Raw genomic sequence first — 26,234 nt, forward strand, 5'->3', positions numbered from 1 at the left:
TCTAGTTTCTTGTCTGTCAAAGCCGATAGACGCGCGCTGCCGTCGTCCTGAAGATGGCATCCTGCTGCTCCGCGCTGAACGGCGCGGCCGCGCTGCGAAAGGCGTCCACGAGTTCGCGATAGCTGGTCCACAATTTCTCGATCGGGAAGTTGGAGCCGAACAGGCAGCGCTCGGCGCCGAAGATCGCGACCGTGTCAGTGAGCACGGCGGCGATGTGCGAGGGATCGTTGCGATGGATGAAGGTGCCGAGTCCGGACAGCTTTGAGACCACGTTGGGGCAGGCCGCGAGCCGGGCCATCCCGCCGCGCCAGGCGGCGCGGCCGCCAGGCGAGAGATCCTCCAGCATGCCGGCATGTTGGAGGATGAAGGTCACCCCCGGGCAGGCCTCGGCGAGCGCTGCGGCCTGCGGCATTTGCGGCGTGAACACCTGCAAGTCGAAGCTCCAGCCATAGTCGGCAAGGCGCGCCACGTTGCGATGAATCATCGGATCGGCGCAGAGATCCGGGCGGGCCGCAAAGCGGTAGAGCCGGTTTTCGTGCCAGTGCAGCTGCATGCGCACGCCGCGCACCAGCGGGTAGCGTTTCAGGCGATCGAGCTGCGGGCGAACGTCGTCCACGGCAAAATCGGCATAAGCGACGATCGCGTGCGGCCAGCCGTGCTCGCCGGCAGTCTGCTGCACCCATGCGGCCTCGTCCTCGAAACGCTCGGTGGCCCAGTTAGTTTGCACATAGACCGAGCGCGTGACGCCGGTGCCCCTGAGGTCGTCGAGATATTCCTGGATCGGATAGTCGCGCCGGATCGGTTCATAGGGGCCGAAGATGCGCGGCTGCATGGGGCCAATCAGCCAGGGCAGGTCCGCCTGCCGCCAGATATGATGATGGCCATCGACAATGTCGCTCACGCCGCTCTCCTTCGTCCCAACGCCAGAATGTGCGCGACGATCGACGCGCTGGAGCCGCCATCCACGAGGTCGTCGACGAAGCGCTCGATGGCGATCAGCGCCTCGGTCTGCGGGCGGAAGCCGGGGCTTGTCGCCAGCGGCGTCAGCCAGCTCAAGCGCCAGGCTCGCCGTGACAGCTTCGCGACGGCGTCGGCGAGTGCGTCGGTCTCGCCACGCTCGAGACCATCGGAGACGATCACCACGGCGGCGCCGCGGGCGTAGCCACCGAACCGCGGAACTGCCAGGAAAGCTTGCAGCGCGTCGCCGATGCGGGTGCCGCCGTCCCAGTCGCTGACCAGATGCGCGGCAGCGTTCATGGCCTGCTCGCGGCGCTTCAGCCGCAACGGGCGGGTGACGCGGGTCAGCCGCGTGCCGAAGGTGAAGACTTCGACGTTAGGGGCGGCCTGCACCAGCGCATGCGCGAGCTTCATGTTCTCCTCGGTGCGGCTCTTCATCGAGCCGGAGACGTCGATCAGCAGCAGCATCTTGCGCGGACGTTGGCGCCGCTTCATGTGACCGAGCCGCAGGATCTCGCCGTCGCTGCGGACGCTGTCGCGCAGGGTGCGGCGGAGATCGGCGAACGGTCCGCGGCGGGCGCGCATGCGGCGGTGGCCGCGCCGCCGCGGCAGGCGTCGCGCTGCCTCCCGCGCCAGACGGCGCAATGCGTCCGTGCTCGCGGTCGTTGCAAATCGGCGCTCGACCAGCGCCTCGGCACGCGTCGCGGTCAGGCCGGAATCGCTCGCCTCGTCGGCAAGAAGCGGCTCCTCATCACCGCGGCCTTCTTCTTGAAGCCGGACGGTCTCGTCGTCCTCACCGTCATCGGTGCGCTCGATGGCCTCGTTGCCGCGGAAATGCAGATCGAACAGCCGGTCGAACGTCGCGCGGCGCTCGGGCGGCGGGGCCAGCGTCGCCAGGGCAGCTTGCCTGATGTGCTCGATGCTGCCGGGGCCGAGCAGCTCGATCGCCGCCAGAAACGTCGTGGTTTGCTCCGGTGCGACGGCGAAGCCGTTCGCGCGCAGCAGCGGGACGAAGGCGACGAAGATCCGCGCGGCGCGCGGCAGCTGCGGCTCGGGGGTCATGCCGTCGCCTCCGCGAGCATGGCATCGAGCCGCGGCGAGATGAAGTGCAGGTCTTCCTCATCCTTGAGCGCCACGCCGATCGAGCGCTTGAACGCATCCGGCCAGCGCGCGCCGCCCTTGTGCAGCAGGGTCGCGGCCTCGGCCCAGTCGACCGCCTCGGCAATGCCCGGCGCCTTGCTCAGCGGTTCGCGCCGCAACTTTTCCACGGCTGCAACGACGGCGCGGGCCGTTGCCTCGGCGACGCTGGAGGCGCGCATCATGATGATCCGCGCTTCGCGCTCGGCACTGGGATAGTCGATCCAGTGATAGACGCAGCGGCGGCGCAAGGCCTCGTGCAGATCGCGTGTCCGGTTCGACGTGAGGACCACGACCGGGCGCTCGGCCGCGCGCACCGTGCCGCGCTCGGGAATCGAGATCTGAAAGTCGGAGAGGAATTCGAGCAGGAAGGCCTCGAACTCCTGGTCGGCGCGGTCGATCTCGTCGATCAACAGCACGGTGGAATCGGGCGCGCGGAGCGTGGCCAGCATCGGCCGCTCGATCAGAAAGGTCTCGCCGTAGATGTCGATGCTCTCGTCGCCGGCCTGGCGGATCGCCAGCATCTGGCGCGGGTAGTTCCACTCATAAAGCGCAGCAGAGGCGTCGATGCCCTCGTAGCATTGCAGGCGGATCAGGCGGCGCCCGAGCACGGCAGCGATCGCCTTTGCGGCCTCGGTCTTGCCGACGCCCGGCGCGCCCTCGAGCAGCAGCGGCTTGCCGAGTGCAAGGCCGAGATAGGCCGATGTCGCAAGACCCTCGTCGGCGAGGTAATAGGCGGCCCGCAACGCTTTCTCCAGCGCCTCGGGGCTGTCGATGCCGACGATGTTGCTGCGAACCGCCACGGCCGATCCTCTAGCGCCGCGCCTGCGGCCGCGCGCCGCCCTGGCTCTTGATCGCGCGCAGCACCTTTTCGGGCGTGATCGGCAGGTCGTCGATGCGCACGCCCACGGCGTTGAAGATCGCATTGGCGACGGCCGGCAGCACCGGATTGGCGCACATCTCGCCGGGGCCCTTGGCGCCGAACGGGCCATCGGGGGCGGGACGCTCCAGCACTGCGATATCGTGCGGGCAGATGTCGCCCGGGCCGGGCATCAGGTATTCGACGAAGTCGCGGGGGCCGTGAACGGGATCGGGATAATAGGGCTCGGGGGTCTCGTAGAGCGCGTGGCTGACGCCCATCCAGGCGCCGCCGACCAGCTGCTGCTCGACCAGACGCGGGTTGAGCGCGCGGCCGAGCTCATACGCGGAGTCCATGCGGACCATCGCGACCTCGCCGGTCTCGTCGTCGACCTCGACCTCGGCGACGAGGCAGGCATGGGCGTAGCAGGTCGCCGGCGACATCTCGCCGGTCTCGGGATCAACGTTGGAGAGCGGAACGAGAAAGATGCCGCGGCCGGAGATGGTCTTGCCCTGCTTGAACTGCGCGGCAATCGCGACGTCCTTGGTCGAGATCGAGCGATGCGGCGCGCCCTTGACGTGGATGTTACCGCGGCCGTCGGTTTCGAGATCGGACGCGTTGACCTCGAGCTCCTCGGCCGCCGCCTCCATCATCACGCCGCGGGCCTCGCGTGCGGCGGCCATCACGGCGTTGCCGACGCGGTGGGTGCCGCGCGAGGCGAACGAGCCCATGCAGTGCGGGCCGGTGTCGGAATCCGCCGTGTCGACATAGACGTCCTCGACCGGCACGCCCAGCGTCTCGGCGCAGATCTGCCGCGTCACCGACTTCATGCCCTGTCCCAAATCGATCGAGGACAGCGCCACGGTGAACTTGCCGCTGGGATTGGAGTGAACCAGTGCCTGGCTTGGATCGCCGCCAAGGTTCATGCCGATGGGATAATTGATCGACGCCATGCCGCGTCCGCGATGCCTGGTCATGTCAGCGTCTCCTGGTGCCGAACACGGACGAGAACCTGGTCGCGCCGTGCGATGGCGCGGCCGGGCGCGGCGGGGGAGGCGGCGGTGCCGGCGGCGGCGGATCGCGCGGCGGCTCCCGCGTCGCGTTCACCGGCGCGCGGTCATAGCTGGTGCGCTGCTGCGCGGGGGCGGCCGGACGCGCGCGCGAATCCGTCGGGGTCGGTGGGACCGCCGCGCGGCTGCCGCCGCCATCCTTGCGCGAGGAGGCGCGCCTGAACTCGTCGCGGATCGGCCATTTGGCCTTTTCGGCCGCGACCTGAACGCATTCGATCAGCGCGGTGTTCTTGGCCTCGCGCCGGTGTGCCTTCATGTCGCCGTCGCGATAGGCGTTCAGTATCCGAAATTCCATCGGGTCCATGCCGACGAGGTTTGCCAGCTTGTCCATCTGGCATTCGATGGCAAAGTCCATCGCCGTGACGCCGAAGCCGCGCATGGCGGTCGCGGGCGTCCGGTTGGTGAAGACGCAGTAGACGTCGCCATAGACGTTCGGGATCGTATAGGGCCCCGGCAGATGCGCCGCACACTTCACCGCGGCGTAGCTGGACAGCCGTGTATAAGCGCCGCTGTCGAAATAGGCGCGGATCTTGCGTGCGACGACGCGGCCGTCGCGCATCACGCCGTCTTTGATAAAGATGCGTTCGGCGCCGCGCGGCGGGCCGTACTGCATCTCATCCTCGCGTCCGAACACGTAGCGGACGGGGCGCCCGGTCAGCATGGCGCCGAGGATGGCGAGCGGCTCGGTCAGGGTGTCCACCTTGCCGCCGAAGCCGCCGCCGACGGTGCCGCCGATAAAATGGAAGGTATTGGAGGGCACGTCCAGAATTTTGGCGCAGGTGTCGACGGAGAAGAACAGCGCCTGGGTCGAGGTGTAGACGACGTAGCGGCCGTTGGTGTCGGGCGCGGCAATGGCGCCGTTGGTCTCGGTCGGCGCGTGTTCGATTGGCGACATCTGGTAGCGCTGTTCGAGCACGTGGTCGGCGCTCGCGAGCGCCGCATCGGCATCGCCGAAGCGCAGGCGCTGGTGGTCATAGACGTCGTGATAGATGAAGGCGTTCTTCGGATAGGTCTCGTTGACCACGGGCGCGCCGGCCTTGAGAGCATCCTCGACGTCGAACACGGCCGGCAGCGGTTCGTAGTCGACCTTGACCTTAGCGATCGCTTCGAACGCCTCGCGCTCGCTGTCGGCGACGATGGCGAGGATCGGCTCGCCCTTGTAGCGAACCTTGTCGACCGCCAGCGACGGCTCGTCGTCCTTGCCGAAGTTGATCAGGCTCAAAAGCGTGTTGAGGTTAACAGGCACATCAGTGCCGCGAATGATACGGCGCACGCCGGCCGAGCGTTCGGCCTCGGTGGTATCGATCCGGCGGATCCTTGCATGGGCCTGTGTCGAGCGAACGGCCTTCAGGTGCAGCATGCCTTGCAGCTTATGATCGTTGAAATAGCTCGACGTGCCCGTGACATGGCCGAGCATGTCCTGGCGTTGCGTGCCCTTGCCGATTTCGTTGAGGTTATCGTCGCGCTCGTCGGCGAAGATGTCCTTGCGCAGTTCCAGCATTGTCTGACCTCAGGCGCTGACCCGGCCGCCGGCGGCGGCGAGGATGGCATTGATGATCGGCTCGTAGCCGGTGCAGCGGCAGATGTTGCCGGAGATCGCCTCGACGACCTCGTCACGGCTGGGCGAGGGGTTGCGGTCGAGCAGCGCCTTTGCGGCCATCAGCATCCCCGGCGTGCAATAGCCGCACTGGGCCGCAAAATTGTCGGCGAAGGCGCGTTGCAGAGGGTGCAGGTTCGGGCCCTGCTTGATGCCGTCGAGCGTCTCGATCGAGCGGCCGGCGACCGTCTCCGCCAATGTCAGGCAGGAGAGGTGGAGTTCGCCGTCGATCAGCACACTGCAGGTGCCGCAGCCGCCCTGGCCACAGCCGAATTTCGGCGTCATGTCGCCGATCAGCTCGCGCAGCGCCACCAGAAGATTGGTGCCGCCGTCGACGAAGATCGCGACGTCGCGGCCGTTGTGACGAAATTGCAGGGGTATCTTGGACATGGGTCTATTCCTGTCCCGACAGCAGGCGCCGCAGATGGACGCCGACGATCTCGCGGCGATACCAGGCGCTGCCGAGCGCGTTGTCGGATGGCGATGTTCCCTCGGACGCTGCGGATGCCGCGGCCGCGATGGTTGCAGCGTCGAGCGAGCGACCCTCGAGCGCACGCTCGGCGGCGCGGGCGCGGATCTGGGTCGGTGCCATCGATCCCAGTGCGATCCGCGCGCCCGCGATCCGGCCGCCGCTGAGTGGCAGATGCGCCGCGAGCGTCACGACCGAGCCGCCCTTCGGCTTGATGCGGGCGATCTTGCGATAGCGGAAGGCTTCACTGTTGGCGGGCCGGGTGCAGGACACCGACAGCACCAATGTCCCGGTCTGCCGTTCGCGCGCCTGCAAGAACTCTTCGATCGGAATGTCGCGCGCGCCGAAGCCGCCGGCGACGGCGATCGTGGCATCCAGCGCCAGTAGCGCCACGGTGAAATCGCCATAGGGATTTGGTGCGAAGAGGTTGCCGCCGACCGTGCCCATGTTGCGGACGGCGGGCCCGCCGATCGAACGGGCGGGCGCGTGCAGGAAGGCGAGGTCGCGTTCGGCGAGGACGCGCGCGAAGGTGACGCCGGCGCCGAGGGTGATGCGCGGGCCCGAGGCGTCGATCCGGGTCAGCGCCCGGTCCTGAGCGCGCACGACCGTCGAGATGGAAACGTCCCCCTCGTTCAGCGCCCGCATCACCAGCGTGCCGCCGCCGAGATAGCGCGCGTTGCGGTCCGAGGACAGCGCGCCGGCCGCCTCGCTGGCGCTTGTAAAAGTCTTCACGGTCACGGCCATGATTATGCAGCCTCCTTCAGATGTCGGCGGATCGCCTCGAAGCCTGCCTGATAGATGTCTTCCGCCACCATTTGCGTCAGGCGGTCGCGATCCTCCGGCCTGGTGGTGAAGCGCGATTCCCAGTGCCAGAAGGTGCGGTCGCCGTCGGTGACAGGCAGCAGCCGCACATGGGCGACGTAGTTGAACATCGGCACCGGCGTATCGAGCAGGCAATAGCTGAAGGACTGTTCGAGGTCCGACAGCGCCAGCAATTGCTCGCGCAGCTCGGAGCCGTCGTTGAGCTTGAACCGCCTGACGCAGCCGATCTTGTCGGCGGACTGTGCGCGTTCGATCGAGGAGGTCGCGACCGCCGGATGCCAGCGATCGTGCCCGTTGAAATCGCGCAGCACGTTCCACGCCGCGTCGGTCGGAGCGTCCAAAATCGTGCTCTTGACGATGTGCGGCACGGCTAGCCTCCAAACACGCGCTTCAGCGCGTCAAATCCGCCCTGGAACACGCCGCCACCGATATTGCTGACGAGCTCGATCTCCCGCTCCGGTGGGCAGTCGAACTCGGCGGTCCATTCCATGAAGGTCTGGTCGCCGTCGGTGACGGGAGTGAGCCGCAGCGTCGCGACGTAGTTCTCGACGCCCATCGGCGATTCCAGGATCGAATAGGTGCAGAACATGTCATAGTCGGAGAGGCCGAGCAGCTTCTCGCGGATGCGGTCGCCGTTGCGCAGGCGAAAATCCCGCACACAACCGATCTTGTCGGAGGGCTCGCCGCCCTCGATGCGGCTTTCGGCAATGGCCGGATGCCAGTTCGGCAGGCCATTGAAATCACGCACCCGCGCCCAGACGCGGTCGTTGCGGGCGTTGACGACGGTGGAGACATAGACGCGCGCCATGGTGCGACCTCAGCCCTTCTTCTTCGGCCCGCGCTCGGCCCCCGGTTCGCCGCCCTCGGCCGCAGGCGAAGCGGCTGTCGCTTTGTCGCCGCCACCACCGCCTCCGCCGCTCTTGCGCGCGGACTCCTTGATGCCCTGCATGTCACGCGCTTCGCGGATCAGGCCCGGCATCTTGGAGAGACTGCCGCCCTCGACACCGATGTCGGCCAGGATGGAATCGATCAGCGGCGCCTGGACGCGATAGCGCAGGGCGGAGTCGATTACCTCGTCGGTGGCGCTGCGGCCGCCATTGCCGCCATGGCCGTTGCCGTTGAGGCCGTCGACCTGGAGAATGCGGATGCCCTCGATCTTCTCCATCGGCTTGACGCTTTCGCGCACGATGCCCTCGATCCGGTCGAGCAGCTTTCTGCGGAACAGCGAGTAGCGCGCCTGATCGGTCAGCACGTTCTCGGCCTCGTTGAGCATCCGCTGCGCCTCGGCCTCGACCGCTGCGCGGACGCGCTCGGCTTCCGCGGCGATCCGGGTCTCCTCGGCCTGTTTCTCGGCGATCAGGATTTCCACCGTTTTGCGCCGCTTGGCGATCTCGTTCTCGCGCGCGGTGATGACGCGCTCGGTCGCTTCGGTCGCGCGCATCCGCGCTTCCTCGGCCGACGCCTTGGCGGCGGACTCTTCCAGAGATTTCAGATGAATGGCGATGGCCTTCTCCATCAGGACCGTCTCGACCTCCTTCTCGCGGTTGACTTCGAGCTTGCGCAGCTCGCGCTCGCGGCCGACGCGGGCCTCGTCCAGGCCCCGGTCGGACGCGATGCGCGCGCGCTCGACCTCCTCGCGGGAGGCGATCTCGGCCTCCTGCAAGGACTGCACGCGCGCGACCTCGAGCTGCTCGATGGCGCGGCGACGTTCGATGCGGGCAGCTTCCAGCGCCTGCTCGCGCGAGACGTCGGTTGTCTCGACCTCCTTGCGCGCGACGATCTCGGCCTGCCGGACCAGGCGGTCGGCGTCGATCCGCTCGGACTTCTTGGTCGACAGCGCGATGACGCGATCCTCGTCGGCGAGCTCGATCGCCTTCTTCTGCTCGATGTTGAGCACCTCGCGCTTCTTTGAGGAGTTGATGCGCTCGGCTTCGAGCGCCAGATCAATCGTAATCCGTTCGCGCTCGATGGTGTCGCGCCGCTTCAGCTCGGCTGCCTCCAGCACGCCGGTGCGCTCGATTTCGAGCGCTTGGGTTTCGCGCTCGGCCCGGATGCGCTCGGCCGCAACCGCCTTCTCCTGGGCGATGCGGGCCGCCTCGATCGCCTCGCGGGAGGCGATGTCGGCCTCCTCGACAGCGCGGTTGCGGGCGATCTCCAGCGACCGCACGCGCTCCTCCTGCGCGATGCGGCTGGCCTCGGTGGCTTCACGCGCGGAGATGCCGGCGACATCAAGTGTCTGGTTGCGTGCGATCTCCAGCTGACGCGTGTTCTGCTCGGCCGCGATGCGCTCGGCGGCGAGCGTCCGCTCGCGGGCGATGCGGGCGGCTTCCACCGCGCGCTGCGCCTCGATCTCGGCCTCCTGGATGGTGCGGACCTGCTGGATCTCCAGCGCGCGGGTGCGCTCGTCGGAGGAGATGCGTTCGACATTGACGATCAGCGTCTGGGCGATGCGGGCCTTCTCGGTCGCCTCGCGCGCGGCGATCTCGGCTTCGTCCACGGTACGAGTCCGCTCGATCTCGCGGCGCCTCGTTTCTTCTTCGTTGGCGATGCGGGCGTCGGTGACGACACGGTCCTGCTGGATCCGCGCCTTCTCGATGGCTTCGCGGGCGGAAATCTCGGCTTCCTCGACTGTGCGCATCCGCTCGATCTCGCGCTGGCGCACCTCGCGTTCCGAGGCGATGCGGGTGGTGTCGATCGAGCGCTGGTTGGCGATCCTCGTCTTCTCGATCTCCTCGCGCGCCAGCAGCTCCTTCTCCTCGATGGTGCGGGTCCGCTCGATCTCCTTCTGGCGGGTTTCACGCTCGGAGGCGATGCGGGCTTCCGCGATCGCCTGGTCGTTGGCAATGCGGGCGCGTTCGATGGCCTCGCGCGCGGAAATCTGCGCCTGTTCGGCCTCGGTTTCGCGCAGCGCCCGTTCGCGGGCAACTTCCGTACGCTGAAGCGCGCGGCGCATCTCAATATCGCGTTCCTGGTCCAGCCGCGCGGTTTCGCTCTCGCGCTCGATCTCGAGCGCCTGCCGCTCGGCTTCCAGATTGCGGGCGCGGATCTTGATCATCGAGTCCTGCTCGATGTCGTTGCGCAGCTTCCGCTTGGCCTCGATGTCCTGCATCAGCTGGGTTAGGCCTTCGGCATCGAACCGGTTCGATGGGTTGAAGAACTCCAGATCGGTCTGGTCGAGATCGGTGATGGCGACCGATTCCAGCTCGAGTCCGTTCTGAGCGAGGGCTTCGGCGGCGTTGGCCTTGACGCGAGCGACATACTCGCCGCGCTGCTCGTGCATCTGCTCGAGAGTCATCTCGGAGGCGATCGAACGGATCGCGGAGATGAACTTGCCGGCGAGGAGGGCGTGGAGCTGTTCCGGCTCCATGGTACGGCGGCCGAGAGTGGCGGCCGCGATCGACACGGCTTCGCGGGTCGCCTGGACGCGCACATAGAAATCGGCCTCGATGTCCACGCGCATGCGGTCGCGGGTGATCACGGCATCCTGCCTGGAGCGCACGATGCCCATCGGCTGCACGTTCATATTGACCGGCGTGTAATCGTGGATGAACGGCAGCACGAAGGCACCGCCGTTGATCACCACGCGTTCGCCGAGAAAGCCGGTCCGGACGAACGAGGTCTCCTTGGAGGAGCGGTGGTAGAGCCAGTTCACGATATAGACGCCGACCACGACCACGACGATCGCGACGATCAGCCAGAGGATCAATTCACCGACCAATATCCCCGACATCTTTCCCTCCCTCGAACCTATCAGGCGTTACCGCGCGCCGATCGCTTTGAATTGACGTACCTGCTCCGTCAGCGCCCGCTCCACGGGAAGCCGCTCCATCGAGGACGCCCCGTAGAAGCCGTGGCAATGGCGGGTGTTCTTCATGATAAAATCGGCATCAGCGGGATCCGCGATCGGACCGCCATGCGCTAGCACCAGGATGTCAGGATTGACGCTGAGCGCTGCGGACGCCCAGGTGTCGATCTGGGCGGGGCAGTCCTTGAGCTTGGGCGCCGTCTGCGCGCCGATCGAGCCGCCGGTCGTCAGGCCCATGTGGCAGACGATGATGTCCGCGCCGGCGATCGCCATCGCGGCGGCCTCCTTCTCGCTGAACACGTAGGGCGTGGTCAGCATGTCCTTGTCGTGCGCCTTGGCGATCATGTCGATCTCCAGCGCGTAGGACATGCCGGTCTCTTCCAGATTGGCGCGGAACGTGCCGTCGATCAGGCCGACGGTCGGAAAGTTCTGGACGCCGGCAAACCCGAGCGCCTTCAACTGGTCGAGGAAAACGTCCATGTCGCGGAACGGATCAGTGCCGTTGACGCCCGCAAGCACCGGCGTCCTCGTGACGACGGGCAGCACTTCGTTCGCCATTTCGAGCACGATGGCATTGGCATCGCCGTACGCCATCAGCCCCGCGAGCGAGCCGCGGCCGGCCATCCGATAGCGGCCCGAATTGTAGATGACGATGAGATCGACGCCGCCGGCCTCCTCGCATTTGGCGGAGAGCCCGGTGCCGGCGCCACCGCCGACGATCGGCTCGCCGCGCTTCGCCATCTCGCGAAACCGCCTCAGCAGTGCTGTGCGTTCAAACCTGGCCATCGGTCACCTCGCTAGTCTCCGCCGCGCGCCGGTGCGGCCGAACAGGGTTCGGAATGCACTGACGATGGCGGCGGCGAAATCGGGATCGTTGATGTTCTTAGGGATACGGATGAGCTGACGATTGCCGGTCTGCCGCACCGTTCGCTCCAAGGTGCGGAACAGCGCGGCGTCGGCGTCCGGATCCCAGAACGGTTGTCCCCGCGCGTCGAGTGCGGAGACGCCGGCCTCCGGCAGGAAGAAGCGCACGGGACCATCCATCTGGTTGAGCCGCTCGCCAATCCAGCGGCCCATCCGCTCATTCTCTTCCACGGTCGTCCGCATCAGCGTCACCTGCGGATTGTGGACGTGGAATTTGCGGCCGCGATAACGTTCGGGAATGGTGTCGGGCGCGCCGAAATTGACCATGTCGAGGGCGCCGACCGAGCCGACATAGGGGATGCGCGTGCGGATGATCGCACCGAATCGGTCCTCCGTCGCCGGAAACACGCCGCCCATGAGGAGATCGCAGATTTCGGTGGTGGTGAGGTCGATGACGCCGGCGAGCTGGCCCGACTCGACGAGTTTTTCCATGGAACGGCCGCCGACGCCGGTGGCATGGAAGACCAGACACTCGAAATCGTCACGCAAATCGGCAGCGATCTTCTGCACCGCCGGCGTCGTCACGCCGAACATGGTGATGCCGACCGGGAGCAGCTTGCTGGCCTCGCGCGCCGTCGCGGCGCGTCCATCCAGCCGCGCCTTGACCATACCGGCGAGCGCATGGGCGCCATTGGCCATCACCGCGCGCGAGATCGAGTTCAGCCCCTGCACGTCGGTGACCGAGTGCATCATCGTGATATCGGCAGGGCCGACATAGGGTCCGACGTCACCGGACGCGACGGAGGAGATGATCAGCTTGGGGACGCCGACGGGGAGCGTGCGCATGGCCGGGGCAACCAGCGACGCCGCGCCCGAGCCGCCGGCCGAGATCACGCCGGCGACATTGCCCTGGCGCTGCAGCCAGCTGGCGAACGCATCGGCCATCGCGGTCACTGCGGCGCCGCGGTCGGGGCCGAACACGGCTGAGCCGCCGCGGCCGTGATTCAGCGCGATTTCCTGCGCGGAGACGTCGCAGCTGGAATGTTTGCCACTGGTCGAGACGTCGACCAGCCGCGTGCGCAGGCCGGTTTCCGCGATGATGTCCCGGATGAAGCGCAGCTCGAGGCCCTTGGTGTCGAGTGTGCCGACGACCAGCACAACGGGCGGGCTGGCGGTCTGCGCCGCCATCGGCTCGCGCTTGCGACGCGCTGTCTCGTCGAGCCGCGCCACTTGCGTCGAGAGCGTGCGCGCTGCGGCCTCGATGCGGGCGATCGGCACCGGCTGCGACCACCGCGTCGGAAGCGTCGGGTTGGAGATGTAGATGCGGATCGGCCCGTCGCGCCGTGGCGTCGGCGCAGATTTTGCCTCGGGGCCGGATGCAGGGGCCTCGATGTCAACCTCGAGCTCGGCGTGAAGCCCGACGCCGAGCAGGCGCTGCTGGAGCTCGCGGTCGGCAGCGAGCCGCGCGGAATCGATGATGCGGTTGATGCGGCCGTTGACCATGATCGCGACCTTGCGCGAGATCGCGGTGGCGACGCCGATATTCTGCTCGATCACGAGCACGGACATGTCGCCGTCCTCACCCAAGCGCAGCAGCATCTCCTCGACCTGCGTCACGATGACGGGCGCAAGGCCCTCGGTCGGCTCGTCCATGATCAAGAGCTGCGGATTGGTGAGCAGCGCGCGCGAAATCGCCAGCATCTGCTGCTCGCCGCCGGAGAGCTGGCCGCCGCCGTGATCCCTACGCTCGGCAAGGCGCGGGAACGTGTCGTAGATGCGCTCGACCGTCCAGGCCCCGGAGCGCATCCCGCCAGCAAGCTGCAGATGCTCATCAACGCTGAGCGAGCGCCAGAGGCGGCGGCCCTGCGGCACATAGCCGACGCCGAGCCGGGCAATCTGGGCCGATGGCCGCCGCGTGACGTCCTCGCCGCGCACGCGGATCGAGCCGCCGCTCACGCCCACCAGCCCCATGATCGCCTTGCACAGCGTGGTCTTGCCCATGCCGTTGCGTCCGACGACGGAGAACACGCCGCCCTCCAGCGTGAGGTCGACCCCTTGCAGGGCGTGCGAGTGACCGTAGTAGACGTCGAGCCCGCGGACCTCGAGTGCGGCGGCAGAGCGGCGGACCTCATTCATGGCCGCCTCCGAGATATAGCTCCTGCACCTCGGGATCGGACTGGATCTCTTCCGGCACCCCCTCCTTGAAAACGCGGCCATTGTGCATCATCGTGACGCTCTCGACGACGCGTAGCGCCACGTCCATGTCGTGCTCGATGATGATGTAGCCGATATGCGCCGGCAGCGAGGTCAGGATCTCGATCAGCTCGGCCCGTTCGGTCGGCGACAGGCCCGCGGCCGGCTCGTCGAACAGCACGAAGCGTGGGGCCCCGGCGAGCGCAAGTGCGATCTCGAGCTGCCGCTGCTGGCCATGCGCGAGCTCGGCCACGCGCTGGTCCTTCACGGCGGAAAGATGCACGGCCTGGACCAGATTGTCTGCCGCATGCATCAGGGCATCGTTCTGCCCCGGTCGCAGCAACGAGAAGCGCCCGCGCGAGACGCCGCGGCACGCGAGATAGACGTTGTCCTGCACGGTGAGGCCGGTGAATAGCGCCGAGATCTGATAGGTCCGGCGCAGCCCGCGGCGGATCCGTTCGTAGGGTGGGAAGTGGGTGACGTCCTCGCCGAAGAAGCGGATGGTGCCGGAGGAGGGCGAAAAGTCCCCGGTGATGCAGTTGAACAGCGTGGTCTTGCCGGCGCCGTTGGAGCCGAGCACGGCGCGGCGTTCCCCGGGCCGTACGGTCATGGTGACGTCGGTCAGCGCGGCGAGCGCTCCGAACATCCTTGTCACGCCGCGCAGCTCCAGCGCGGCACCGGCGCCGACGGCCGAGAGGCGTTGCGCGACGCTATCCATGACCGCGTCCTCCGCCGGGCCGATTTGCGGCTGGACGCTGGCTCTGACGCCAGCGCTGCCACAGGCCGATGACGCCATCCGAGGACCAGAACACGATGGCGAGGAAGCCGAGCCCGATCAGCAGCCGGAAGCGGTTGCCGTCGAGGCCGACCCTGACCAGGAAGTCGAGCGCGAAGGTGCGCAGCAGCACGAAGATCAGCGCGCCGATGAAGGGACCGATCGGGCGCGTGATGCCGCCGACGACGGCGATGATCAGCACATCGATGCAGGCCCCGACGCTGACCGAGCCCGGCGAGATCTGGCGGTAGTTCCAGACCTGGAGCACACCGGCCAGAGCCGCCACGAACGAGGCGAAGGCATAGGCGGCGATGCGGTGCGCATTGACGTTGAAGCCGAGCGCTGCCATGCGGCGTGGATTGTCGCGCACGCCCTGGAGAGCAAGGCCGAAGGGTGCGCGTGAAAGATATTCGACCGCGAAATAGCAGAGTGCGGCGACTGCAAGCACGACGTAATAAAAGGGAATGTCGGCGCGCCAGTTCACGCCCCAGAAATGCGGCGTGGCCACGGTGTTGATGCCGGTATGACCGTTGAATATCGCCCAGTTCTGATTGGTGAAATAATAGAAGGCAGCCCCAATCGCGAGCGTGATCATGATGGTGTAGATGCCTTCGGTTCGCACTGCGAGCGCGCCGCCAAGCGTGCCGAACGCGGTTGCCAGCGCCAGCGCCATGGGGACCGCGAGCCACCACGGCCAGCCCAGGCTGATATTGGCGTTGCCGCTGACGCCGAACACGGCGACCATGTAAGCCGAGAAACCGGCGATGGTGAGCTGCATCAGGCTGACCATGCCGCCATAACCGGCAAGGAACATCAGGCTGAGCGCCATGGTGCCGAGGATCAAGGTGGAGGCAAAGATTTCGATCAGGAAGAAGCCGTTGGCGATCAGCGGCATGACCAGGAGGATGATAGCGACAACCCAGGCCGCGGGATCGTTGATCTCGGGCCACGTCCGCACCGCGCGCTGCGCCATTGTGGCGGGACGAACCGCAACGCGGGCATCTTGGGCGAGCGACATGTCAGCGCCTCGCCAATAGGCCTTGCGGCCGGATCGCCAGCACCAGCACCATGATCAGGAAGGTCACGACGATGGCATAGGTCGGGATGTAGACCGAGCCGAGCTGTTCGGCGAGGCCGATGATCAGTGCACCGAGCGCGGCGCCGGGGATCGAGCCCATGCCGCCCACGATCACGACCACGAGGGAGGCGAGCAGGAAGCGAATGTCCTCGCCGGGCGACAGCGACTGGAAGGTGCCGCCGACGACGCCGGCCATGCCCGCAAGTCCCGCGCCGAACGCGAACACCAGCACAAAGACGAGCTGGATCCGCACGCCTGTCGCGGCCAGGATATCGCGGTCGTCGACGCCGGCGCGAATGATCATGCCGATGCGGGTGCGGTTGAGCGCAAGCCACATCGCCACGCCTATGATCACGGACGCTGCGAAGATCACCAGCCGCACCATGGGATATCTGAGATAGACCGGCTCGCCCGAGGACTTGATCGCCGTGATCAGCGGCAGCTCCACGGGGCCGATCAGCCAGTTCGGCGTTTGGACCTGGTAGAAATCGCCGCCGCAGGCCCACAGCATGAGGTCCGCGAACACGATCGAAAGCCCGATCGTCACCATGGTCTGCCTGAGATCCTGTCCCTCCATCCGGCGGAACACGATCAATTGGAGCAGGACGCCGACCAGGGCGGTGAGGATGAAGGCGACGATGAAGCTGAGCACCCAGGAGCCGGTCGCCGTGCTGATGGCATAGCCGACATAGCCGCCGAACAGATAGAGCGAGCCGTGCGCGAGGTTGACGTTGCGCATCAGCCCGAAAATCAGCGTGAAGCCGCTGGCGACGAGGAAGTAGAGCCCTCCGAGCGTGATGCCGTTGAAGACGGCATTGAGGAAGACGCGCTTGCGTCCCACGGCCTCTTCGAGGCCCGGCGGCCAGACCGCGAAGATCAGCCAGAGCAGGATCGCAACGGCAATGATCACGATCAGCGCCCAGGCCGGATGGCGTTCGACAAAGCGGCTCATGACGAAACCCTTGCCTTCACCTCACCCCGCAATGGGGGCGAGGGGGCAGGCAGACCGTCACCGGCTGCTAGCCTCGCCATGGACGTGCGCTCCCGTCGGTCGCAATCCTCTTTCGGGATCGCGTTGCCGACATCCTAGCCGGGCTCGCAGGGGAACGTTTGATCGTGAGTATCTTTTCGCGCGGCGCTCAGGCGCGCAAAATCTTGGCTGCGCGACGATAATCGGTCGGGGCCATCCCGACATTGGCGGCGAAAAAGCGAGTGAAGCCGCTCTGCGAGGAGAAGCCGAGATCGAAGCCGATATCGGCGATCGGCGTCTCGCTGGCCACCAGCGCGTCGAGCGCCTGTTCCATGATCAACGTGTTGAGATAGAGATTTGGCGTGACGCCGGTCTGTGTGCGAAACAGGCGGTAAAAGTGTGGCCGCGACAGGCCGGATTCCCGCGCGATGGTATCGAGCTCGATCTCCGCACCGGGGCTTTCCGACATCATCTTGATGCACTTGCGCACGCGAAAATCAGTGACGGACCCGCTTGCGCGCGGATCGCGGGCGATCTTGGCCTGCTGCCAGCTTTCGTCGTAACAGATGTCGATCAGCCTTCGCAGTTCGGCATCAAGACTGGAGAGGGATGGTGCGCCGCAAACGAGCGCGGCGGTCCGCCTGATATGCTTGTCGAGTGCGGGCGTGCGTTTGAACTGGGTGCGGCCGAAACGGAGCCGGTGGGTGCCGGAGGCATCGGGCGCGAACCATTCGGCATTGACGTAGAGCACGAAGAAGATCGCGCCGCCGTCGACATCTGCCGGCAGGAAGTTGTGCGGCTCCCAGGGATTGACCGCGACGACGGACGTCTCGTTGAGATCGTGGTGCCCCTCGGAAACGTCGATGCATGCGGGCATGCCGCCGACATGGAAGATCAGATGACCTTCGCGATGGGCGTGGATATTGAAAGGGCGGTTCAACTGATAAACCGTCGCCCGACCGAACCGGCCATGGAAGACGGCGAGCGCACGGCTCATGCCTTCCCCTCCCGAATGTTCTTGTCTTTTCACTCAGCGTTCAACAACGCCGACACAATTGCAAGAGCGGAGAGCGACCGCGTCAGCAAGTCGCTCCCCGGTACCGTTACAGCGCGATGCGTCAGTATTTCTTACATTCCGGCACGGTGCGGCTCGGCAGCCCGATTTTCGAAAAGACGGCCGGATCATAGCCAAGCGTCTGATTTACATTCGGGATCACCTTCACGACTTTGCTGAACAGCGCGCCCTTGCCGTCGTCGACGACTTCGGTGACGAAGTTGGTGCCGATCGCCTGGCGGTTGGCGTCGAGCTTGATTTTGCCGTTCGGCGCGTCGATCTCAATCTTCGCCAGTGCAGCCTTGAATTTCGACTGATTGTCGCTGAGGTCGCCATTGACCTCACGCAGGGCGAGGATCAGGGCCATGGTCGAGTCATAATAGTTGGTCGCGAGCAGCGACGGGCTCGGGAAGCGCTTGTTGGGCGGGAACGCATCCTGGTAGGCCTTCACGAATTTCTGCCAGCCCGGATCCTCCCAGGTGTCGGCCTGGCCGCTCGCCGCGATGGTGCCGACCAGGGCGTTCTTGGCGTTGCCCTTTGACGACAGGATGGTCTGGTCGATCATGATGGAGCCGCCCATCAGATGCGCCTTGCCGCCGGCCTGCTGATATTGGTTGAGGAAGTTGACAGCGTCCGCGCCGCCGAGCCCGAGATAGATCGCATCGACATCGTCGGGCAGCGCGGCGATGACCGAGGCGAAGTCCTTGGTGCCGAGCGGCACCCATTGCCGGTTGGTGACCTGTCCGCCGGCGCCGCAGAATTCCAGCACGAGGCCGAACACCTGGGTGTAGATGAAGGAATAGTCCTCACCGACGGTTGCGATCTTGCGGTACTTCTTCTCGTCATAGGCATATTTGCCGAGGCCCACCTGCCACTGTGCGCCGTCCATGTTGTAACGGAAGAAGTTCGGGGCAGGATCGACATAGGTCGTTTCCTGCGCGCCTGATGCGGCGTTGATGAAGGTCAGCTCGGGATGGGTTTTCGCAAAGTTCTTCACCGCGATGCCCTCATCGCCGGAGAGCGGCGACAGCAGGATCTGCACCTTGTCCTGCTCGATCAGCTTGCGCACGGCGCGCACCGCGGAGTCCGGCGTTGCGTCGGTCGAGGCGACGATGAATTCGAGCTCCTTGTCGCCGATTTTCTTGCCCAGCACGTTGAGCGCGGTCTGGTGGCCGCGCATGCCGTCCTCGCCGAGCACCGTGTAGGTGCCTTCGAGGGTCGCGGTTACGCCCACCTTGATCTTTTCCTGGGCGATCGCTGCGCCCGAAAGAAACAGGCTGCTCAGCGCGAGCAGTCCCACACTGCATTTTGACATTGTGCTCCTCCCTGTGTCGATTTATGGCCGCACCGAACTGGTACGGCGCCGCGTGACTCTCGAAGGCCCGCAGCTTTGAAGAAGAAGCTAGCCGAAGTCACACGCGGTGCATGCGCGGGCGCCTGCTTTGGTTTGACGGGCAGTCTCATTTTCGAATGTTGCGGCGCAAATGGTTCCGCGGTGCAGCAGCGTGGGTCGCAGGAACGCTTCCGGCGGGCCTCTGTTAGCGCAGCACAACGCTGGAGCCTCTTCATGACCGATTATCCAAAGCCGCCTTATCCCTCGCAGCAGCAACCAATGCCCGGTTCGACGCGTGCGATGAAACCACGCCCCGATCATGGCGAGGAAAGTTACAGAGGCTCGGGACGTCTGGCCGGAAAAAAGGCGCTCATCACCGGCGGCGACAGCGGCATCGGCCGCGCCGTCGCGATTGCCTATGCTCGAGAGGGCGCCGACATCGTCATCTCCTATCTGAACGAGGACGAGGATGCGGCCGAGGTCAAGGCGCTGGTGGAGCGGGAGGGACGCAAGGCGATCCTCATTCCCGGCGACATCAGCAATCCCGAGCACTGCCGTTCCATCGTGCGTCGCACGGTCGAGGAGCTCGGCGGCATCGATATCCTCGTCAACAATGCGGCCCACCAGGCCACGTTCAAGGACATCGGAGACATCAGCGACGAGGAGTGGCAGCTCACGTTCGAGACCAACATTCACGCCATGTTCTATCTGACCAAGGCCGCCGTGCCTCACATGGGGCCGGGAGCTGCGATCGTCAACACGGCCTCTGTGAACTCGGATATGCCGAACCCGACCCTGCTGGCTTACGCCACGACCAAGGGCGCCATCCAGAATTTCACCGGTGGGCTTGCGCAAATGCTGGCCGAGAAGGGCATTCGGGTCAACGCCGTCGCGCCGGGTCCGATCTGGACGCCGCTGATTCCCTCGACCATGTCGGAGGACAGGGTCAAGAACTTCGGCAAGCAGGTGCCGATGCAGCGCGCTGGCCAGCCGGCCGAACTCGCAACCGCCTATGTCATGCTGGCCGATCCGCTATCGAGCTATACGTCCGGTGCCACGCTGGCCGTCACCGGCGGCAAGCCGTTCATCTGATCGTTTCTGGAGCACAAGGACCGTGGCGGCACCGGAAAGCCGGGCCGCCACGACACTCTCAGCAAATCAAATCAGGCAGCGTTGGATGCCTTGGCGTTGACGCCCTTGCGAAGCGCCACCGTGTTCAGCTTGGTGTTGGCGGCCTTCTCTTCATTCAGATTGGTGGTGAGGAAGCGCACGATGTCGTCGTGGCCGAGTGCTTCCGCCCAAGCGATCAGCGTCCCGTAGCGGCACATCTCGTAGTGCTCCACGGCTTGCGCGTTGGCCACGATCGCGGCATCGAGCACGGCCTTGTCCTCGATCTCACCGGCGGTCGCGTCGGCTTCCTCGATCAGGCCGTCGATGGCCGGACATTGCGTGCCGCTGGGCTCCTTGCCGAGCTTCGCGAACACTTTGTCGAGCCGTTCGACCTGCTTGTTGGTCTCGTCCAGATGAGCTTTCAGTCCGGCGGCGAGATCCCTGTTGGTCGCCTTGTCGATCATCTTGGGCAGCGCCTTCAGGATCTGCTGCTCCGCGTAATAGATGTCCTGCAGCCCATGCAGCAGCAGATCTTCCATCGTTTTGATGTCCTTGGTGAAGAATCCCATAAAAGATGCCTCCTTTTCACAATGATGGCAGGGGAACGCTGCACGGCCGCAGCTGTTCCATTCCCGTGTGCAGATCAGGAGAACCGAATGAGCGATGGAATTGATCATCTGGCGGGCCTGCTCGGACGCGCGGCCATGGACGTGTGGGGCGACATGCCTCGCGATATCCAGGAGGCCCTGTTCGAGACCGCCATGAAGGGGCGCGCGAGCGAGCGCGAGGAGCTCGCGCGGCTGCTGCACGAGCGGCATCCGCGCACGCTTCATCCGGCGCGGCCGGGATGAGGTCCAGAAGCGGAACGATCATGCATGCTCATGGTTGGTAAACTGGGTGGCGCGTCGCCGAATGGCTCGAATGAGCCGCGGCAGACGCCTCACTCGACCGTTGATCAATTTGTGAGTCGATCGCCGTGACTGGGATGAACATCGGCAAATGGTACGACCCGATCTCGGAACGGTGGATCGTGCCGCGTGAAGCGCGCGCGTTCGCCGCATATGGTTTGCCCAGTGCCGAGAAGGTGCCGGAGGATCAGGAGCGGGGCGAGGCGCAACGGATCTGGCAGCTCTTGATCGATTGCTGCGCGGGCGAGTGATGAACTCCGGTAGCTCTTGGCCGGAGATCACCTGTTGTGTCGTCAGCCTGTTGTGTCGTCAAAGTGTGATGACGAAGATGGCGAAGCCGATGGCCATCGCCCGAATCACGACGACGATGCTGATCAGTACCTTGCCCATGCCGGTCCGCGCTACTCCACAGCATCAATAAACCAGTCAGGGCTTTCGTTCCGTTGCGGCCGCCGCACCGAGGGGCCGCGGCATGGCGCGGGGCAGCCCAGCGTTTGCGTCAAGGCTGATCTCGACGAGGTCCGGAGCAGATCGGTATATTACCTGCCGATACAGGCCGGGCCCGGAATGAGGATCAGACGATGGACGATACGATTGGCTTTCCCGACCCCGGTCTCGACCTGTCGGACGGCTTCAAGCCGCACACCTCGCATTGGGGCGTGTTTTCCGCGCGTCAGGGCGCGGGAGGGCTGGAGGTCAGGGCCTATGCGGGCGATCCCGATCCGAACGGCATCATCGATAATTTCCCCGGTGCGCTCCGCCACCAGGCGCGCATCGCCCAGCCGGCGGTCCGCCGCGGCTGGCTCGAGCGGGGGCCGGGCCCCGACAATCGCCGCGGCCGCGACGAGTTCGTCTCCGTCAGCTGGGACAAGGCGATCGCTCTCCTCGGCGATGAGCTTGCGCGCATCCGCGACACGCGCGGCCCCGGCGCCGTGTTCGGCGGCTCCTATGGCTGGTCGAGCGCGGGCCGCTTTCATCACGCCCAGAGCCAGGTGCATCGCTTCCTCAACATCGCGATGGGCGGCTACGTCCGCTCGGTGAACACTTACTCGTCGGGCGCATCCTCGGTGCTGCTGCCGCAGATTCTGGCGGGCTATGAGGACATCACCAAGCGCAACGTCACCTGGGAGCAGATCGCGGCCGAGACCGAGATCGTGCTGGCGTTCGGCGGCATGGCGCTGAAGAACTCAATGGTGGCCGGCGGCTCGATCAGCAAGCATGTCGAGCGCGGCGCCATGGCAGCGGCGCACAAGCGCGGCTGCGAATTCGTCCTGGTCAGTCCGCTGCGCGATGACCTGCCATTCGAGGCCGGTGCCGAATGGATGAGTTGCGTGCCCGGCACCGATACCGCGCTGATGCTCGGCCTCGTCTACACGCTTGTCAGCGAAGGTCTGCACGATCAGGCCTTCCTCGATCGCTACACCGAGGGCTGGCCGGTCTTCCTGCGCTATCTCACCGGCGAAACCGATGGGCAAGCCAAGCACGCCGAATGGGCCGCCGCGATCTCCGGCGTCGACGCGGGCACGATCCGTACGCTCGCCCGTCGTCTTGCCGGAAAGCGCGCGCTGATCACTGTCTCGCATTCGCTGCAGCGCGCCGAGCATGGCGAGCAGCCGGTGTGGATGGGCATGGTGCTGGCGGCAGCGCTCGGCCAGATCGGTCTTCCCGGCGGCGGCTATGCCTATTCGCTCGGGGCGATCGGCTATTACGGCCGCCGCGTCAACGACGTGCCGGGGCCGACGCTGGGGCAGGGCCGCAACGGCGTCGCTGATTTCATCCCGGTGGCGCGCATCGCCGATATGCTGCTGGGTCCCGGCAGCACCTATCGCTACAACGGTGAGACGCGGACCTACCCGGACATCCGCATGGTCTACTGGGCCGGTGGCAATCCCTTCCATCACCATCAGGACATCAACCGCCTGCGCAAGGCGTTTGCGCAGCTCGATACCTTCGTCGTGCACGAGCTCGCATGGACCGCCACGGCCCGGCACGCGGACATCGTGTTGCCCGCGACGATGACGCTCGAACGCGAGGACATCGGCTACTCCACCAATGATCCCCTGATGGTCGCCATGCACAAGGTCGCCGAGCCGTTCGGCCTCGCGCGCGACGACTACGACATCTTCGCCGATCTCGCCGATCATCTCGGGGCTCGCGAGCCCTTCACCGAGGGACGCACGTCGCGGCAATGGCTGGAGCATCTCTACCAGCCGACCCGCGCCTCGCTTGCGAAGCGTGGCCTCGAAGCCCCAAGCTTCGACGAATTCTGGGCGCGCGGCAGCCTGGTCGTGCCGCAGCAGCCCGATGACGGCGGGCGGCTGCGCCGTTTTCGCGAAGACCCGGTCAATCATGCCCTGCCGACGCCGAGCGGCCGCATCGAGATCTTTTCGCAGAAGATCGCCGGCCACGGCGATGCGGATTGTCCCGGTCATCCGGTCTGGCTCGACAAGACCGACATGCCAAAACCTGGTAAGCCGTGTTTCCTCGTCGCCAACCAGCCGGTGACGCGCCTGCACAGCCAGTTTGATTTCGGCGGACATTCGCTTGCCGCAAAACATCGCGGCCGCGAGGTCGCGCGCATGAACCCGGTTGATGCCGGCGCGCGCGGCATCAAGGATGGCGACATCATCCGCCTGTTTAACGAGCGCGGCGCCTGCCTTGCCGCGGTCCACGTCACCGACGGCATCGCCTCCGGCGTGGTGCAGCTTCCGACCGGCGCCTGGTACGATCCGATGGATCCCGAAGACGAGGCGCCGCTGTGCGTGCACGGCAATCCGAACGTGCTCACCCGCGACATCGGCACCTCATCCTTGGCGCAGGGCTGCACCGGTCAACTGACGGCGGTCGAAGTCGAGAAGTTCACCGGCAATCTGCCCCCGATCCGCGCGTTCGATCCGGTATAGCGGAGCGGCGGCAAGCGTGCCGACGTAAAATTGATCTGGCGGCCCGCCTCGCACAGGTTGCCGATCGGTCGCACATCGGGAACACTGGGTGTATCCGCGGTTTGGTGACAAACGGACATCAATGAGAATGCCTGGCGGGCGCCCTGTGATCGCGCGTATCGCGCAGGGGCAGGCCGGGAGATCTACTGGGAGCACGTCACATGACGATGGAACGAGCAGTTTTGGCGGGAGGATGCTTCTGGGGCATGCAGGATCTGATCCGCAAGCAGCCGGGCGTGATTTCCACCCGCGTCGGTTACACCGGTGGCCACGCGAAGAACGCGACGTATCGCAATCACGAAGGTCATGCCGAGGCGATCGAAATCATGTTCGATCCGACAAAGACCAGCTACCGGACGATGCTGGAGTTCTTCTTCCAGATCCATGATCCCACCACACTCAATCGCCAGGGCAACGATCTGGGCACGAGCTACCGCTCCGCGATCTTCTACACGAGCGAGGAGCAGAAGAGGATCGCCGAAGACACCATCGCGGACGTCGAGGCGTCCGGCCTTTGGCCGGGCAAGGTGGTGACGGAGGTCGCCCCCGCTCGCGAATTCTGGGAGGCCGAGCCCGAGCATCAGGATTATCTCGAACGCTATCCGGAGGGCTATACCTGCCACTTCATCCGGCCGGACTGGAAGCTGCCGCGCCGCGCGGCAGCCGTCGGCGGCTAGATCGGCTCGCGCGCCGTCTGTTATGCTTGAGACAGGAGGGGCTACGTCGGCTTGGTCCGACGCGCATCCTTTGTGACGATGCGCGCCGACAGCGTGACGAGACCCATCAGTGCGGCCAGCAGCCAGAACGCCATGGGCAATCCGCCAAGACGCGCGACGAAGCCGACCCCGGCCGGGCCGATCAGGATCCCGGCATAGCCCGTAGTCGTGATCGCCGCGACCGCAAGTCCCGTCGGCATGACGGTTTGCCGCGCCGCGCGGCGGAATAGCACCGGCACGAGGTTCGACGCGCCGAGCCCGATCAGCAGGAATCCGACGATGGCCACCGCCGCGACGGGCGCCGTGAGCAGGACAACGAAGCCGGCGATCGCGATGAGGCTGCCCCAGAGCAATGTCGCGCGGTCCCCGATGCGCGCAACGACGGCGTCGCCGCCGAGCCGGCCCGCGGTCATCGCGATCGAGAACACGATGTAGCCGGCTCCGCCTTGTGCCTCGGTGACCAAACCTGCGCCGATGACGAGCAGTGCGCCCCAATCGAGCATCGCGCCCTCGACCAGGAAAGTGATGGCGCCTAGCAGCGCGAGCAGCAGCACCGATCCGTGCGGCATCACGAACAACGGGCCCTCCTGCACCTGCACGGAGCGGAGCAGGCGCGGCCAGGTCGCGATCATTGCCATGAGCATCAGGACGGAGCAGATCAGCGTACAGGCCAGCGTGCCGAATTGCAGCGAGAGCAGTGCTGTCATAAGCCCGGAACCGGCGAAGCCCCCGATGCTGAACAGCGCGTGGAAGCCCGACATCAGCGGGCGTCCCGCGGCGCGCTCCACCTCGACGGCGTGGATGTTCATGGCGACGTCGATCGAGCCGAGCGCCGCGCCAAACGCGAAAAGTGCGAGCGCGAGCGTTGCGGGCGAGCTTGCGACCGCGAGCAGGGGCAGGACTAGCGCGAGGCCGAAGCCGCCCGCGACGATGATGGGCCTGCTGCCGTGGCGCGCGCTGATGATTCCGGTCAGCAGCATCGCAACGACTGAACCGATGCCAAGGCTGAGCAGGAGCAGTCCGAGGACGCCGTCGTCGACGCCGAGCCGTGTCTTCGCGAACGGCACCAGCGGCGCCCAGCACGAGATGCCGAAGCCCGCGACGAGGAAGGCAAGCCGGGTCGCAAGGCGTGTCGCCGGACGGTCGGCAGAAGACATGGGAACTCCGGGGGAAGCAGAGGCGGGCAGGGCGGACGACAAGCCCGAGAAATGCCGCAGCTTTATGTCCGAGGCATTCCCGAATTGCGCGGCCGACCCCAGCAAGCCGCAGACGGACGGCACGCGGTGCCGCGGAAGTGACGAGGCTTACCTGGATGAAGCGCAGGCAATCGGGGGCCGCTCGCCCGGCATCTCGCACTGCCCCGGATTGCGCTGCGCTCATCCGGGGTACCGACCGCGCCTGTGTCGCCCCGCTGTCAATCCACTTCGCTAAAAATATTCCACTTTACCGAATTTCGGTTTCGGCGTATGTGTCGCCCATCCCGGCTCATCCAAGAGGGGCGATCTTGTGGTCGTCACGTTCGCGAGCCGGGCTTGCGGTGGACGCGGCAGCGTCGGCACGAGAGGGGGCGGGCGG

24 protein-coding genes are annotated in these 26,234 nt (G+C 65.9%); 5 read left to right on the forward strand and 19 right to left on the reverse strand.

The window, feature by feature from the left end:
* Positions 1-16 precede the first annotated feature (16 nt).
* From IVB28_RS06985 to IVB28_RS07065, 17 genes are all read right to left on the reverse strand, one after another.
* The gene (locus IVB28_RS06985; RefSeq protein WP_247525284.1) at positions 17-901 is read right to left on the reverse strand and encodes an amidohydrolase family protein; all 885 of its coding nucleotides are present in this window, start codon (positions 899-901) and stop codon (positions 17-19) included.
* Entirely contained in the window at positions 898-2,019 is a 1,122-nt protein-coding gene (locus tag IVB28_RS06990) for a VWA domain-containing protein (RefSeq protein ID WP_247525285.1), read from the reverse strand. The genes IVB28_RS06985 and IVB28_RS06990 overlap by 4 nt, the downstream gene beginning before the upstream one ends.
* Positions 2,016-2,897 carry a MoxR family ATPase gene (locus IVB28_RS06995; RefSeq protein WP_038949662.1) on the reverse strand — a complete coding sequence of 294 codons (882 nt, stop codon included), beginning with the start codon at positions 2,895-2,897 and terminating at the stop codon, positions 2,016-2,018. Before IVB28_RS06995 ends, IVB28_RS06990 begins: the two co-directional genes overlap by 4 nt.
* 10 nt (positions 2,898-2,907) lie before the next feature.
* Entirely contained in the window at positions 2,908-3,930 is a 1,023-nt protein-coding gene (locus IVB28_RS07000; protein ID WP_247525286.1) for a molybdopterin cofactor-binding domain-containing protein, read from the reverse strand.
* A gap of 1 nt (position 3,931) precedes the next feature.
* Positions 3,932-5,524, reverse strand: a complete 1,593-nt coding sequence (locus IVB28_RS07005) for a molybdopterin cofactor-binding domain-containing protein (protein WP_247525287.1) — start codon at positions 5,522-5,524, stop codon at positions 3,932-3,934.
* A 9-nt stretch (positions 5,525-5,533) separates the two neighbouring features.
* Positions 5,534-6,010, reverse strand: a complete 477-nt coding sequence (locus IVB28_RS07010; RefSeq protein WP_247525288.1) for a (2Fe-2S)-binding protein — start codon at positions 6,008-6,010, stop codon at positions 5,534-5,536.
* A 4-nt stretch (positions 6,011-6,014) separates the two neighbouring features.
* Positions 6,015-6,833, reverse strand: a complete 819-nt coding sequence (locus tag IVB28_RS07015) for an FAD binding domain-containing protein (RefSeq protein WP_247525289.1) — start codon at positions 6,831-6,833, stop codon at positions 6,015-6,017.
* A gap of 2 nt (positions 6,834-6,835) precedes the next feature.
* The gene (locus IVB28_RS07020) at positions 6,836-7,279 is read right to left on the reverse strand and encodes an SRPBCC family protein (RefSeq protein ID WP_247525290.1); all 444 of its coding nucleotides are present in this window, start codon (positions 7,277-7,279) and stop codon (positions 6,836-6,838) included.
* A gap of 2 nt (positions 7,280-7,281) precedes the next feature.
* Positions 7,282-7,719 carry an SRPBCC family protein gene (locus IVB28_RS07025; protein ID WP_247525291.1) on the reverse strand — a complete coding sequence of 146 codons (438 nt, stop codon included), beginning with the start codon at positions 7,717-7,719 and terminating at the stop codon, positions 7,282-7,284.
* A gap of 9 nt (positions 7,720-7,728) precedes the next feature.
* Positions 7,729-10,641 carry a flotillin family protein gene (locus IVB28_RS07030; RefSeq protein WP_247525292.1) on the reverse strand — a complete coding sequence of 971 codons (2,913 nt, stop codon included), beginning with the start codon at positions 10,639-10,641 and terminating at the stop codon, positions 7,729-7,731.
* A gap of 27 nt (positions 10,642-10,668) precedes the next feature.
* A complete protein-coding gene (locus IVB28_RS07035) occupies positions 10,669-11,502 on the reverse strand; it encodes a phosphoenolpyruvate hydrolase family protein (RefSeq protein WP_247525293.1) in 834 nt (277 codons plus the stop codon).
* A gap of 3 nt (positions 11,503-11,505) precedes the next feature.
* Entirely contained in the window at positions 11,506-13,716 is a 2,211-nt protein-coding gene (locus IVB28_RS07040; protein WP_247525294.1) for an ABC transporter permease, read from the reverse strand.
* Positions 13,709-14,491 carry an ABC transporter ATP-binding protein gene (locus IVB28_RS07045; RefSeq protein WP_247525295.1) on the reverse strand — a complete coding sequence of 261 codons (783 nt, stop codon included), beginning with the start codon at positions 14,489-14,491 and terminating at the stop codon, positions 13,709-13,711. Before IVB28_RS07045 ends, IVB28_RS07040 begins: the two co-directional genes overlap by 8 nt.
* A complete protein-coding gene (locus tag IVB28_RS07050; RefSeq protein ID WP_247525296.1) occupies positions 14,484-15,566 on the reverse strand; it encodes a branched-chain amino acid ABC transporter permease in 1,083 nt (360 codons plus the stop codon). Before IVB28_RS07050 ends, IVB28_RS07045 begins: the two co-directional genes overlap by 8 nt.
* Before the next feature lies 1 nt (position 15,567).
* Complete coding sequence (locus tag IVB28_RS07055; protein ID WP_247525297.1) at positions 15,568-16,578, reverse strand: branched-chain amino acid ABC transporter permease; 1,011 nt, start codon at positions 16,576-16,578, stop codon at positions 15,568-15,570.
* 187 nt (positions 16,579-16,765) lie between these two features.
* Positions 16,766-17,593, reverse strand: a complete 828-nt coding sequence (locus tag IVB28_RS07060) for an AraC family transcriptional regulator (protein ID WP_247525298.1) — start codon at positions 17,591-17,593, stop codon at positions 16,766-16,768.
* 121 nt (positions 17,594-17,714) lie between these two features.
* Positions 17,715-18,965: an ABC transporter substrate-binding protein gene (locus IVB28_RS07065; protein WP_247525299.1), complete on the reverse strand. Its 1,251-nt coding sequence runs from the start codon at positions 18,963-18,965 to the stop codon at positions 17,715-17,717.
* Between the two features lie 252 nt (positions 18,966-19,217).
* Here IVB28_RS07065 and IVB28_RS07070 point away from each other — a divergent pair, with 252 nt between their 5' ends.
* Positions 19,218-20,075, forward strand: coding sequence for an SDR family oxidoreductase (locus tag IVB28_RS07070; RefSeq protein ID WP_247525300.1), 858 nt, complete (start codon positions 19,218-19,220; stop codon positions 20,073-20,075).
* Between the two features lie 71 nt (positions 20,076-20,146).
* Here IVB28_RS07070 and IVB28_RS07075 read toward each other — a convergent pair whose 3' ends face one another.
* Complete coding sequence (locus IVB28_RS07075) at positions 20,147-20,662, reverse strand: ferritin-like domain-containing protein (RefSeq protein WP_247525301.1); 516 nt, start codon at positions 20,660-20,662, stop codon at positions 20,147-20,149.
* A gap of 87 nt (positions 20,663-20,749) precedes the next feature.
* Between IVB28_RS07075 and IVB28_RS07080 the strand changes: the two genes are divergently transcribed.
* The 4 genes from IVB28_RS07080 (at position 20,750) to msrA (ending at position 24,620) form a co-directional block, all read left to right on the forward strand.
* On the forward strand, positions 20,750-20,944 hold the full coding sequence (locus tag IVB28_RS07080; protein WP_247525302.1) for a hypothetical protein: 195 nt from the start codon (positions 20,750-20,752) through the stop codon (positions 20,942-20,944).
* A 134-nt stretch (positions 20,945-21,078) separates the two neighbouring features.
* Positions 21,079-21,252, forward strand: coding sequence for a hypothetical protein (locus IVB28_RS07085; protein ID WP_247525303.1), 174 nt, complete (start codon positions 21,079-21,081; stop codon positions 21,250-21,252).
* Positions 21,253-21,582: 330 nt separating this feature from the next.
* Positions 21,583-23,904, forward strand: a complete 2,322-nt coding sequence (locus tag IVB28_RS07090) for a molybdopterin guanine dinucleotide-containing S/N-oxide reductase (protein ID WP_247525304.1) — start codon at positions 21,583-21,585, stop codon at positions 23,902-23,904.
* Positions 23,905-24,104: 200 nt separating this feature from the next.
* A complete protein-coding gene (msrA, locus tag IVB28_RS07095; RefSeq protein WP_247525305.1) occupies positions 24,105-24,620 on the forward strand; it encodes a peptide-methionine (S)-S-oxide reductase MsrA in 516 nt (171 codons plus the stop codon).
* A gap of 41 nt (positions 24,621-24,661) precedes the next feature.
* Here msrA and IVB28_RS07100 read toward each other — a convergent pair whose 3' ends face one another.
* Positions 24,662-25,816, reverse strand: a complete 1,155-nt coding sequence (locus tag IVB28_RS07100; protein WP_247525306.1) for an MFS transporter — start codon at positions 25,814-25,816, stop codon at positions 24,662-24,664.
* Positions 25,817-26,234 lie beyond the last annotated feature (418 nt).

It is taken from the genome of Bradyrhizobium sp. 199 (assembly GCF_023073355.1).
Taxonomy (GTDB): Bacteria; Pseudomonadota; Alphaproteobacteria; order Rhizobiales; family Xanthobacteraceae; genus Bradyrhizobium.